We start from the raw sequence: 12,533 nt of genomic DNA, 5'->3' as shown, positions 1-12,533 counted from the left end.
GCACCTTCCCCCAAAAAGGGGGCCGTGGTCCCGGCGGGAGAAGGGAGGCGCCATCACACGATCCTGCGAAACGTCAGATTGATCCGCTCCCCCACCGGCTTGGCCGTACGCGGCAGCGCATGCCGGTACAAGCGTTGGGTCTCACCCGCCATCAGCAGCAGCCCGCCGGAGGTCAGTTCCAGCGCCTGGCGCAGTGCCGGCTCCCGACGATGGCGCAGCACGAAGCGACGCGTCGCACCCAGGCTCAGCGAGGCGATCACCGGCGTCGGACCGAGTTCGCGCTCGTCGTCGCTGTGCCAGCCCATGGCGTCGCGGCCGTCGCGGTAACGGTTGGCGAGCACGCTGTTGAACGCCACTCCGGTCTCGGCCGCCAAGCGCGCGCGCAGCGGCAGCAGCGCCGCTGGCCACGGATGCGGCGCGAAGCGGGTGCCAGAATAACGGTAGCTGGCGTCGGCGTCGCCGATCCAGCAGCTCAGCCGCGGCGAATCGACCAGCTTGCCGAACAGGCGGATCCGGTGCACCTCCCACGGCACTTCCTGCAGCAACTGCGCGCACAGTGCCGCGGCCACGGCCGGGTCCAGCCACTCGGGATACCAGCGCAGATCGGCGCCGGGCAGGTCCAGTTCCATCGCACCACGCTAGCATGTCGGCGACCACCATACGCCGGCGTGCGGAATTTGCCCCTTCACGCGCAAACCCTGAAAATGCAGGCAGCCAGAACGAGCCAACGGGAGCGGAGCAGATGACGGGAACCGAGGGCGGCGCCAACGCGCCGCAGCCAGTGGAGCGCGACGTCATGGAATACGACGTCGTCACCGTCGGCGCAGGCCCGGCCGGGTTGGCGTTCGCGATCCGGCTCAAGCAGCTCAACCCCGACATCTCGGTCTGCGTGATCGAGAAAGCCAGCACCATCGGCGCGCACATCCTGTCCGGCGCGGTGATCGAACCGGCGCCGCTGGATGCGCTGCTGCCGGGCTGGCGCGACAACCCGCCGCCGATCTGCGTGCCGGCGGCCGAGGACGAGTTCTGGTACCTGAGCAAGGACGGCGGGCACAAGTTCCCGATGGTGCCGCCGGGCATGCGCAACCACGGCAACTTCATCGTCAGCCTCGGCGCGATGTGCGCCTGGCTGGCGCCGCAGGCCGAGGCGCTGGGCGTGGAGATCTACCCGGGCTTCGCCGCCGCCGAGACCCTGCACGCCGACGACGGCACGGTGCTGGGCGTGCGCATCGGCGACATGGGCGTGGCCAAGGACGGATCGCACAAGCCCGGCTACACCGCCGGCATCGACATCCGCGCGAAGGTCACGGTGCTGGCCGAAGGCGCGCGCGGGCATCTGACCAAACGCCTGATCGCGCGCTTCGCGCTCGACGCCGGGCACGATCCGCAGGCGTTCTCGATCGGCATCAAGGAGCTGTGGCAGTTGCCCGAAGGTCGGGTCAGCCCTGGCAAGATCGTGCACACCCTCGGTTGGCCGGCCGACAGCAAGACCTATGGCGGCAGCTTCCTGTATCACCTGGAGAACAACCAGGTGGCGCTGGGCTACGTCAGCGGTCTGGACTACCACGATCCCGAATACCGCCCGTGGGAAGCCTTCCAGCAATGGAAGAACCACCCGATGATGAAGTCGCTGCTGGACGGCGGCACCATCCTCTCGGCGGGTGCGCGCGCCATCGCCAGCGGCGGCTGGCAGTCGCTGCCGAAGGTGGAGATGCCCGGCGCGCTGCTGATCGGCGACACCGCCGGCCTGCTCAACGTGCCCAAGATCAAGGGTACCCACCAGGCGATCCGCAGCGGCATGCTCGCCGCCGAACACCTCGCTGCCGGTGCGGCGCTGGACCCGGCGGGCTTCGACGCGCGCCTGCGCGGCTCGGAGGTGATGGCCGAGCTGCGGCAGGTGCGCAACATCAAGCCCGGCTTCAAGAAGGGCCTGTGGTTCGGCCTGCTCAACGGCGCCTGGGAAACCCTGGTCAAGGGCGCCTCGCCGTGGACGCTGAAGGTCGGTGCCGACTGGAAGAGCCTGGACCGGCTGGGCGAGCACGAGCAACCCAAGCGCGATTACGTGCAGCGCGAGCTGGCGCCACGCGACCGCCTGCAGGGCGTGTACTTCGCCGCCACCGAGCACGACGAGGACCAGCCGGTGCACCTGCACGTGCTGGATCCGCAGATCTGCGTGACCCGCTGCACCGAGGAATACGGCAACCCCTGCACGCGCTTCTGCCCGGCGGCGGTGTACGAGATCGTCGACGACGCGGCCGGCAAGCGCCTGCAGATCAACGCCGCCAACTGCGTGCACTGCAAGACCTGCGACATCAAGGATCCCTACGCGATCATCGACTGGGTGACGCCGGAAGGCGGCTCCGGGCCGAATTACCAGAACCTGTGAGCGGGCACCGGATGAGCGACTCCGTGCCGGCACGCCTGCGGGCGGGCATGTACCGCGTGTTGCGTATCGCCTTTCGTGCGATGCCAATCTCCGAAGGACTCCGCGACCGATGGCGCAACTGGTTTCTCGATAGATACGCGAACTGGGTGCCGGAGGCGCCCAGAGGGCGCGTCGCGAGCGTCGGGAGCATGGCCCTGCGCCCTCTGCATCGCGCCGACGAGGCGGCGATCGGTCATGTGCCTTACCAGAAGGGCGTGCTGCCGTCGCCGCTGCCGGCGACCCTGGTCGCGTTCTATCTCCCGCAGTTCCATGCGATTCCGGAGAACGATGCATGGTGGGGCAAGGGCTTCACCGAGTGGCGCAACGTCAGCCGCGCCCTGCCGCAGTTCTATGGACACATGCAGCCACGGATCCCGGCTGATCTTGGGTTCTACAATCTGCGCGACCGCGAGGTGATGCGGCAGCAGGCGCAACTCGCCTCCGAGTACGGGATCGGCGCCTTCTGTTTCTATTTTTATTGGTTCGCAGGAACGACCCTGCTCGAGGACCCCATCCGCAACTGGCGCGATGACACGACCATTTCCCTGCCCTACTGCCTGTGCTGGGCCAACGAGAACTGGGCGCGCCGGTGGGACGGCCGCAATACCGACATCCTGATCGAGCAGCAACACAGCGACGCAGACGATCTGGCCTTCATCGCGCACTTGGCCACCTATCTCGCCGACCCTCGCTACTTGCGCATCGACGGCAAGCCGCTGGTGCTGGTCTATCGTCCGAATCTGATGCCGGATCCGAAGGCAACGGCGTCGCGTTGGCGCGCGTGGTGCGCAGCCAATGGGATCGGCGAGATCCATCTTGCGTACGTCCAGGGGTTCGAGCGTCCCGATCCGCGCGATATCGGCTTTGATGCTGCCGTGGAGTTTCCGCCCAATATGAGTGCGCCGCCCTCGGTGGCTGGCGCACAGTTGTTGATCAATCCGGATTTTGCCGGGGAGGTGCTGGACTGGCGCGTCCTGGCGACCGAGATGGCAGCCAGGCCGTTGCAGGACTATCCGCTCTATCCCTGCGTCAATCCCGGCTGGGATAACGAGCCCCGCCGCTCCGGCAAGGGCCGCGTGTATCTCCATGCCTCCCCGCGCGGCTACGGGACATGGCTGTCGCAGACCATCCATGACCGGCTTGCGCCCGTTCCGGCTGCGCAGCGCATGGTATTCGTCAATGCCTGGAACGAATGGGCCGAAGGCGCCGTCCTGGAACCGGATGCGCGCCTGGGCCACGCATGGCTGGAAGCGACTCGCCGCGCATTGCAACCAAAGCGCCCCGCAAACCAACGCCCGCACGTCGTCATCCATGCCTGGTATGTCGATGTTCTGGAAGAATTGCTGGCGCAGCTGCGCGAGGCGGCGTTCGACCACCAGCTCATCGTGACGACGACGGAACGCAACCTCGCCGGTGTCAACCTCGCCCTGAAACAACAGGGGATGGAGGCCGAGGTCGTGGTCCACGACAACCATGGCCGCGACATCCTGCCGTTCCTGCGGATCGCCGATCGCCTGCTCGATGCCGGCGTATCAGTGGTGCTGAAGCTGCACACCAAACGTTCGGTGCATCGCCAGGATGGCGATCAATGGCGGCGCGAAATGTTGGGCAGCCTCCTTGACCGCGACCGGGTCAAGGCGATCGTGGAGGCCTTCCAGCAGCGTCCGGAGCTCGGCCTGGTGGCCCCGGAAGGACATCTCCAGCCCCTGAGCTTCTACTGGGGAGCCAACGAGCAGGCCGTGCGTGCCCTGGCCACGCGCATGGGTCTGGCGCAACCGGACATCGAGAGCGCGGTCTTTGCAGGCGGCAGCATGTTCTGGGTGCGCCTGCAGGCGATTCAGCCCATTCTGGACTGCCACCTGCAGGCCGGCGAATTCGAGAAAGAGGCGGGACAGGTCGATGGCACCTTGGCGCATGCCATCGAGCGCCTGTTCAGCCTCTGCGTGGTGGATCGGGGCTATGCGCTGACCAGTGCCGCCTCCCTCGTGGGGGCCGAGCACGCGCCTGCCGGCCCCTACAAGTACGCACGCAGAGGCTAGATCACCCGGCCCGGATCGAAAACGGCACGCCGGTCTTGGCGACCAGTTCGGCCTCGTCCACACCCTCGGCGGTTTCCACCAGCACCAGGCCGCTGTCGGTGACGTCGAACACGGCCAGGTCGGTGATGATGCGGTCGACCACGCCGACGCCGGTCAGCGGCAGGTCGCAGGCCGGCAGGATCTTGTGGCTGCCGTCCTTGGCCACGTGTTCCATCAGCACGACCACGCGCTTGACCCCGGCCACCAGGTCCATCGCGCCGCCCATGCCCTTGACCATCTTGCCGGGCACCATCCAGTTGGCCAGGTCGCCCTTATCGCTCACCTGCATCGCGCCGAGGATGGCCAGGTCGATATGACCACCGCGGATCATCGCGAAGGAATCGTGGCTGCCGAAGTAGCTGGCGCCGGCGCGGGCGGTGACGGTCTGCTTGCCGGCGTTGATCAGGTCGGCGTCGACCTCGTCCTCGGTCGGAAACGGGCCGATGCCGAGCAGGCCGTTCTCCGACTGCAACCATACGTCCACGCCCTCGGGGATGTGGTTGGCGACCAGGGTCGGCAGACCGATGCCCAGGTTCACGTAGGCGCCATCGGTGAGTTCGCGGGCGGCGCGCTGCGCCATGTCGTCGCGGGTCCAGGCCATGTCAGGCGTCCTTCTGGCGCAGGGTGCGCTGTTCGATGCGTTTTTCGGGATGCGGGTTGTGCACGATGCGGTCGACGTAGATGCCGGGCAGGTGCACCTGGTCCGGATCCAGGCTGCCGGTCTCCACGACCTCCTCGACCTCGGCGATGCAGAGCTTGCCGGCCATTGCGCAGGCCGGGTTGAAGTTGCGTGCGGTCTTGCGGAACACCAGGTTGCCAGCGGCATCGGCCTTCCACGCCTTGACCAGGGCCACGTCGGCGCGCAGCGCGGTCTCCAGTACATAGTGCTTGCCGTCGAATTCGCGGGTCTCCTTGCCCTCGGCCACCACCGTGCCGTAGCCGGTGGCGGTGAAGAACGCGGGGATGCCGGCACCGCCGGCGCGCAGGCGTTCGGCCAGGGTGCCCTGCGGGTTGAATTCCAGCTCCAGTTCGCCGGCCAGGTACTGGCGTTCGAACTCCTTGTTCTCGCCGACGTAGGACGAAATCATCTTGCGGATCTGCCGCGTCGCCAGCAGCTGGCCCAGGCCGAAGCCATCGACGCCGGCATTGTTGGAGATCACCGTGAGGCCGCCGACGCCGCTGTCGCGCAAGGCCGCGATCAAGGCCTCGGGAATACCGCACAGGCCGAACCCGCCGACCGCCAGGGTCTGTCCGTCCGCCACCACATCGGCCAGCGCCGTGGCCGCATCGGGGAAAAGCTTGCCGCGCCGCCCGCCCGCAGGGGTAGAGGTGTCGCCCATTCGCCAGCTCCGCATTGGAATGTAGACAGCTAGTTTAGCCGCTTGGGGACTGCGACCCCCGCCGCACCGCCGCAACGACCGATTAAGCGCCGTAACGTTACACTCCGGTTTCCCCCAACTAGGACCCTCTTCCATGTCGCTTCCCGCATTCAAGGCCTACGACATCCGCGGTCGCGTACCCGACGAACTGAACGAGGACTTGGCACGCCGCATCGGCGTGGCGCTGGCGGGGCAATTGGACAGCGGTCCGGTGGTGGTTGGCCATGACGTGCGCCTGGCCAGCCAGGGGCTGCAGGACGCACTGTCGGCCGGCCTGCGCGCCAGCGGCCGCGAGGTCATCGACATCGGCCTGTGCGGCACCGAGGAAGTGTATTTCCAGACCGACCACCTGCAGGCGGCCGGCGGCGTGATGGTTACCGCCAGCCACAACCCGATGGACTACAACGGCATGAAGCTGGTGCGCGAGAACGCGCGCCCGATCAGCTCCGACACCGGCCTGTTCGCGATCCGCGACACCGTCGCCGCCGACACCGCGGCGGCCGCCGAGCCGACCGCCGCCGAGCACCACCGCCCGGACAAGAGCGCTTACATCGAACACCTGCTGAGCTATGTCGACCGCGCCACGCTCAAGCCGCTGAAGCTGGTGGTCAACGCCGGCAACGGCGGCGCCGGCGCCATCGTCGACCTGCTCGCGCCGCACCTGCCGTTCGAGTTCGTGCGCGTCTTCCACGAACCGGACGGTCACTTCCCCAACGGCATTCCCAACCCGCTGCTGCCGGAGAACCGCGCCGCCACCGCCAACGCGGTCAAGCAGCACGGCGCCGACTTCGGTATCGCCTGGGACGGCGACTTCGATCGTTGCTTCTTCTTCGACGCCGACGGCCGCTTCATCGAGGGCTACTACTTGGTGGGCCTGCTGGCGCAGGCGATCCTGGCCAAGCAGCCGGGCGGTAAGGTCGTGCACGACCCGCGCCTGACCTGGAACACGATCGAACAGGTCGAGGAAGCCGGTGGCATTCCGGTGCTGTGCAAGAGCGGCCACGCCTTCATCAAGGAGAAGATGCGCAGCGAGAACGCCGTGTACGGCGGCGAGATGAGCGCGCACCACTATTTCCGCGAATTCGCCTACGCCGACTCCGGGATGATCCCGTGGCTGCTGATCGCCGAGCTGGTGTCGCAGTCCGGCCGTTCGCTCGCCGATCTGGTCGAGGCGCGCATGCAGAAGTTCCCGTGCAGCGGCGAGATCAACTTCAAGGTCGCCGACGCCAAGGCCGCCGTGGCGCGGGTGATGGAGCACTTCGCCTCGCATGCGCCGACGCTGGACTACACCGACGGCGTCAGCGCCGAATTCGCCGACTGGCGTTTCAACCTGCGCAGTTCCAACACCGAACCGCTGCTGCGCCTGAACGTGGAAACCCGCGGCGACGCGGCGCTGCTGGAGCAGCGTACGCAAGAAATTTCCGATCTGCTGAAAGCATGATCGTTCCCTTGCCTTTCTCTTCCCCCTTCAACGGATCCATGGAGTCCTTCCGTTCATGAGCGACATTCTGCCCATCATCCTGTCCGGTGGTTCCGGCACCCGCCTCTGGCCCCTGTCGCGCGAGGCGTATCCCAAACAGTTCCTGCCGCTGGTGGGAGACACCACCATGTTGCAGTCGACCTGGCTGCGCGCTGCGCCGATCGCCGGCCGTCCGCCCATCCTGGTGGCCAATGAAGAACACCGCTTCATTGCCGCAGAACAATTGCAGCAACTCGGCGTCACGCCGGGCACGATCCTGCTCGAACCGAAGGGCCGCAACACCGCCCCCGCCATCGCGGTCGCGGCGATGGAGGCGATGCGTGAGGGGGCCGACCCGCTGCTGCTGGTCCTGCCATCCGATCACGTGATCCTGGACGAAGCCGCGTTCCAGGCCGCGGTCCAGGCCGCAGCGTCTTCGGCGGCCGACGGCAAGCTGGTGACCTTCGGGATCAAGCCGACCGCGCCGGAGACCGGCTACGGCTACATCAAGGCGGCTGCCGGGGTCGGCGCGCGCGCCGTCGAGCGCTTCGTCGAGAAGCCCGACCTGTCCACTGCCCAGGGGTATCTGACCTCGGGCGAGTACTATTGGAACAGCGGCATGTTCCTGTTCCGCGCTTCGCGCTACCTGGAAGAACTGCGCAAGTTCCAGCCCACCATCGCCGATGCCTGCACCAAGGCTTGGCAGTCGGCAAAGCGCGACGCCGACTTCACCCGCCTGGACAAGGACGCCTTCGCCGCCAGCCCCTCCGACTCCATCGACTACGCCGTGATGGAGAAGACCGCCGACGCGGTAGTGGTGCCGCTGGACGCGAAGTGGAGCGACGTCGGTTCGTGGTCGGCACTGCTGGATGTGTCGCCGCAGGACGCCAACGGCAACGCCCACCACGGCGACGTCATCGAGATCGATTGCCGCAACACCTACGCCTACGGCTCGCGTCTGATCGCGATGGTGGGCCTGCAGGACGTGGTGGTGGTGGAAACCGATGACGCCGTGCTGGTCGGGCACAAGGAGCGCATCCAGGAAGTGAAGGACGTCGTCGGCAGGATCAAGGCCAACGGTCGCTCCGAAGCCACCTGGCACCGCAAGGTGTACCGCCCGTGGGGCGCCTACGATTCGATCGACAATGGCCAGCGGTTCCAGGTCAAGCGCATCACGGTCAAGCCCGGCGCCACGCTGAGCCTGCAGATGCATCACCATCGTGCCGAGCACTGGATCGTGGTCAGCGGCACCGCCGAGGTCACCCGTGGCGAGGAAGTGCTGCTGCTCACCGAGAACCAGAGCACCTACATTCCGCTCGGCGTGACCCACCGCCTGAAGAACCCCGGCAAGCTGCCGCTGGAGCTGATCGAAGTGCAGTCGGGCAGCTACCTGGGCGAGGACGACATCGTGCGCTTCGAGGACACCTACGGCCGCACGTGATACTGAGCCCTTGCACGGATGCGACGGACCGGATGGAGGCCGCTTACGCGGCCTCCATCCCGATGTCAGTCCGCCACCCTCTGCACGTCCACATCCTGCGCAAGGCCACCGTCCTCGATCCAGCTCACGCCCTCCTGTACCAACCTCAGCTGGAGCGTGAACCGGCCGCTACGTGCCGGAGTACGTACTTGCACCGCCATCGTCAGATGCCCGCCCGCCCCCAATGCTACGGGCAGCACACTGCGCTCACCGTCGTACACAGCCACCTCGCCGCTCTCGGCATCGACCCAGTGGTAGGAGACATGTAGCGGGTTCGGCGGACGGCTGCTCAACAGTTCGTCGGAGTCGTTGCGGACGCGCGCCTTCAGCACGACCCGCGTATCGGCAGGTAGCGTTCGTGGACATTCCAGGAGCGTCACACTGATGCGCTTGAACGTAGACGGCTGCAGCGGCAACCGCCAGGCCAGTCCGGCATGACCTTCGCGCCTGGCCTCTTCCATCACCAGCGAGCGCGCCATCGCGTTGAAGCGTTCCGCGAACGCGCCCCTGGCCCACTCGTACAGTGCGCGGTCCAACCCGGTGACACTTTCCACGGCGACACGCACATCGGCAGCCACCCCAAACTCGGGGAGGCGGTCGACCGATGCATTGAGATGCGGAACCGGCAGCCCCGGATCGAATCCGAAGGTGTGCGCGAACAGGGCCAGGGAATCTTCGATACGCTCGACGATGCCGAACTGCATCGATTGCAGGCGGTGTTTCGCGGTCTCCAGCAACGCCGGATCGTCGCCGCGCTCGGCATAGGCGCGGATCGTACGGCGGCCATAACCGGTCGGATCCGCTGCCAGCCTTTCGAAATCCAGATCTGCGGCCAGGTACAACGTTTGCGTATTGATCAGATCCCAGCGCGTTTCAGGATCGGAAACGAAATCCAGTAACGACCAGCGTTCGCGTACCACCTGTTCGTGCCGGTACGCATTGGGATCGCGACGCACATGCGCATACCACGACAGGGTGCGCTGCAAAGGGTCCCGTAACATCGTCAGATAACGCAGTGGCTGACCGACATACCGTTCCAGCCCGTGCCACAGATGGCCGCGGAACAGGCGGTAGCCACCCAGGCGATTCCGGTCGAGTGCGAACAAATCCGGCAGCAACTGGCTCGGACATATTTCATCATGCGCATACTGCGCATCGAGAAAAGCACTGAGTGTGGTCCCTGCCGTCTTCGGGATATGCAGGTAGTACAGGGCTGACGCCGGCGATCCAGATACTTGGACACCAGGGTTCAACTGAGTTTTCATTAGTCTTCATTTGAGCCGCGATCTGCGCGCGCCTATCGGAAGGCTGCACGGCCAATCATTGCATCGAACTTATCACATTTGTAACTTCATTTTGCCACTGCGGTAACTCAACGCCAAAGTCGGCAAAGAACGAGCTCGTATCCAACCGTGAATAGGCTGGCCGTGCCGCCGCGGTTGGGTAATCTGCGGTCGTGATCGGTGTCAGCTTCGGCACGCGATCGGCCAGCCCGAGCGCAAGGGCGGTCGCAAAAATGTGTTCGGCAAAGCCATACCAACTCGTCTCTCCGGTGGCCGTCAGGTGCCAGGTTCCCGACCGTTGGATGGGATGCCGCATCGCCCGCACCGTCATCTGCGCGATCAACGCCGCCGGCGTTGGCGTGCCAATCTGATCGGCCACCACTCGCAACTCGTCGCGTTCGGCACCGGCACGCAGCATCGTGCGCAGGAAGTTGTGGCCGTGTGCCGAATACACCCAAGCGGTGCGGAAAATCAAATGGCGACCGCCCGCAGCTCGGATCGCCTGCTCTCCGGCCAGCTTGCTCTCACCGTAGACGCAAAGCGGGCCGGTCGGATCGTCCGGCAAATAGGGGCGCCTGGCGCGACCGTCGAAGACATAATCCGTCGAGTAGTGCAACAACGGCACACCCTGCTCGGCGCACCAGCGCGCGATCGCGGCGGGCGCCTCGGCATTGACCCGGAACGCCGCCGCGCGCTCCTGTTCGGCCTTGTCCACTGCGGTGTAAGCAGCCGCATTGATCACCCAGGTCGGCCGCGCGACGGACAGCAGCGCGACCAGTTGTTCCGGCTTTTCCAGGTCCGCGCGCAGACAGGCCGATCCGTCGGCCAGCAGGCCGCTGCGCGTAGTCGCCAGTACCCTGCTGCCGGAAAGCACACGCAGCAGCTCCTGACCAACCTGACCGTTACCGCCAATGACCAGCACGCTCACGCTGCGTCTCCCTGCGCCGGATACACCGGCAGACATTCCTCACCGAGCTGCTCGAGGAACGGTGCGTGCGCGTCCTTCGACGAGAGGATGGGGTCGGCGATTGGCCAATCGACGGCAATGCTCGCATCGTTCCAGCGCACGCCCGCATCGGCGGTTTTCACGTAGACATCGGTGCACAGGTAGCTGAAGACCGCGAACTCAGAGAGAACCGCGAACCCGTGTGCGAATCCCTCGGGAATCCAGAACTGGCGGCGGTTCTCCGCACTCAGAATCACCGCTTCCCAGCGTCCGAAGGTCGGCGAGCCTCGGCGCAGGTCCACCGCCACATCGTAGACCTCTCCCTCCAGCACACTGACCAGCTTGCCCTGCGGCCGTGGCCACTGGTAATGCAGGCCGCGCAGAACGCCCTTGGACGACGCAGACACGTTGCTCTGCACGAATCGACTGGGAAGCCCCAGTTCCGCGAAACGTTCGGCATTCCACAGTTCCATGAAGTAACCGCGGGCATCGCCGAACACCGCCGGTTCGATCACCATGCAGCCGGGCAAGTTTGTCTCAATCACTTTCACGGAACGATTCCTCGTACAGCCAGCTCCTGCAGATATCTGCCGTAGCCATTCTTAAGTAAAGGCGCGGCCAGCCTTTCCAATTGCGCGGCATCGATCCACCCCTGTCCGAACGCGATTTCTTCTGGACAGCACACCTGCAGCCCTTGCCGCGACTGAATGGTCTCGATGAAGTTAGAGGCCTCGTGCAGCGACTGGTGGGTCCCGGTGTCCAGCCAGGCGTAGCCACGGCCCAGCGCCTCCAGATGCAGTTCGCCGTCCTGCAGGTAACGGCGATTGAGATCGGTGATTTCCAGTTCACCGCGTGCGGAAGGTTGCAGTTCCGCGGCGTAGTCGCTGGCGCGACCATCGTAGAAATACAGCCCGGTCACCGCATAGTTCGAGCGCGGCTTGGCCGGCTTTTCCTCGATGTCGATGACCTTGCCCGACGCATCGAACTCGGCCACGCCGTAGCGCTCGGGGTCGTTGACCCAATAGCCGAACACGGTGGCGCCATGCTCTCGCGCATCGGCGCGGCGCAGGGTTTCGGTCAGGCCATGGCCGTGGAAGATGTTGTCGCCCAGCACCAGGCAGCTCGGCTTGCCGGCGACGAAATCGCGACCGATCAGGTAGGCCTGGGCCAGCCCGTCCGGGCTCGGCTGCACCGCGTACTGGATGTCCATGCCCCACTGCGCGCCATCGCCCAGCAGCGCGCGGAACAGCGCCTGTTCGTGCGGGGTATTGATGATCAGCACCTCGCGGATCCCGGCCAGCATCAGCACGCTGAGCGGGTAATAGATCATCGGCTTGTCGTACACCGGCAGCAGCTGCTTGCTGACGCCCTTGGTGATCGGATACAGCCGCGTGCCGGAGCCGCCAGCGAGGATGATGCCCTTGCGTTGTGTCATGAGGTGTTCCCTGGTGAAGTCCGCACGTCCGGACGCTTGTGCGGGACG

At 65.9% G+C, this 12,533-nt stretch carries 11 protein-coding genes; 4 read left to right on the top strand and 7 right to left on the bottom strand.

Annotated elements, in window-relative coordinates; genetic code table 11:
- Positions 1-53: 53 nt before the first annotated feature.
- Entirely contained in the window at positions 54-629 is a 576-nt protein-coding gene (locus tag D180_RS00300; protein ID WP_017911213.1) for an alpha-ketoglutarate-dependent dioxygenase AlkB, read from the bottom strand.
- Positions 630-742: 113 nt separating this feature from the next.
- Between D180_RS00300 and D180_RS00295 the strand changes: the two genes are divergently transcribed.
- Both D180_RS00295 and D180_RS00290 read left to right on the top strand, forming a co-directional pair.
- The gene (locus D180_RS00295) at positions 743-2,386 is read left to right on the top strand and encodes an electron transfer flavoprotein-ubiquinone oxidoreductase (protein ID WP_017911212.1); all 1,644 of its coding nucleotides are present in this window, start codon (positions 743-745) and stop codon (positions 2,384-2,386) included.
- A gap of 11 nt (positions 2,387-2,397) precedes the next feature.
- Positions 2,398-4,464, top strand: a complete 2,067-nt coding sequence (locus D180_RS00290; protein ID WP_043090221.1) for a glycoside hydrolase family 99-like domain-containing protein — start codon at positions 2,398-2,400, stop codon at positions 4,462-4,464.
- Position 4,465: 1 nt separating this feature from the next.
- Here the strand turns inward: D180_RS00290 and D180_RS00285 are convergent, their stop codons facing one another.
- Together D180_RS00285 and D180_RS00280 are read right to left on the bottom strand one after the other, a co-directional pair.
- Positions 4,466-5,104 carry a CoA transferase subunit B gene (locus D180_RS00285; protein WP_017911210.1) on the bottom strand — a complete coding sequence of 213 codons (639 nt, stop codon included), beginning with the start codon at positions 5,102-5,104 and terminating at the stop codon, positions 4,466-4,468.
- A gap of 1 nt (position 5,105) precedes the next feature.
- The gene (locus tag D180_RS00280) at positions 5,106-5,843 is read right to left on the bottom strand and encodes a CoA transferase subunit A (RefSeq protein ID WP_017911209.1); all 738 of its coding nucleotides are present in this window, start codon (positions 5,841-5,843) and stop codon (positions 5,106-5,108) included.
- Between the two features lie 133 nt (positions 5,844-5,976).
- Between D180_RS00280 and D180_RS00275 the strand changes: the two genes are divergently transcribed.
- On the top strand, positions 5,977-7,323 hold the full coding sequence (locus tag D180_RS00275) for a phosphomannomutase/phosphoglucomutase (RefSeq protein WP_017911208.1): 1,347 nt from the start codon (positions 5,977-5,979) through the stop codon (positions 7,321-7,323).
- Between the two features lie 55 nt (positions 7,324-7,378).
- Entirely contained in the window at positions 7,379-8,782 is a 1,404-nt protein-coding gene (locus D180_RS00270; protein WP_017911207.1) for a mannose-1-phosphate guanylyltransferase/mannose-6-phosphate isomerase, read from the top strand.
- 65 nt (positions 8,783-8,847) lie between these two features.
- Here the strand turns inward: D180_RS00270 and D180_RS00265 are convergent, their stop codons facing one another.
- The 4 genes from D180_RS00265 to rfbA are packed head-to-tail and all read right to left on the bottom strand — an operon-like array spanning position 8,848 to position 12,485.
- Positions 8,848-10,086 (bottom strand): sulfotransferase family 2 domain-containing protein, encoded by a 1,239-nt coding sequence (locus D180_RS00265; RefSeq protein ID WP_081616342.1) that lies wholly within the window; start codon positions 10,084-10,086, stop codon positions 8,848-8,850.
- A 55-nt stretch (positions 10,087-10,141) separates the two neighbouring features.
- Positions 10,142-11,032, bottom strand: a complete 891-nt coding sequence (gene rfbD / locus D180_RS00260; RefSeq protein WP_017911205.1) for a dTDP-4-dehydrorhamnose reductase — start codon at positions 11,030-11,032, stop codon at positions 10,142-10,144.
- Entirely contained in the window at positions 11,029-11,601 is a 573-nt protein-coding gene (rfbC, locus tag D180_RS00255; protein ID WP_043090220.1) for a dTDP-4-dehydrorhamnose 3,5-epimerase, read from the bottom strand. Before rfbC ends, rfbD begins: the two co-directional genes overlap by 4 nt.
- Positions 11,598-12,485: a glucose-1-phosphate thymidylyltransferase RfbA gene (gene rfbA / locus D180_RS00250; RefSeq protein WP_017911203.1), complete on the bottom strand. Its 888-nt coding sequence runs from the start codon at positions 12,483-12,485 to the stop codon at positions 11,598-11,600. The genes rfbC and rfbA overlap by 4 nt, the downstream gene beginning before the upstream one ends.
- Between the last annotated feature and the right edge of the window lie 48 nt (positions 12,486-12,533).

This window comes from Xanthomonas sp. SHU 166, from assembly GCF_000364685.1.
GTDB lineage: Bacteria > Pseudomonadota > Gammaproteobacteria > Xanthomonadales > Xanthomonadaceae > Xanthomonas_A > Xanthomonas_A sontii.
Note: the sequence above shows the minus strand (reverse complement) of the source record. Positions and strands in the feature narration are given on the sequence as shown.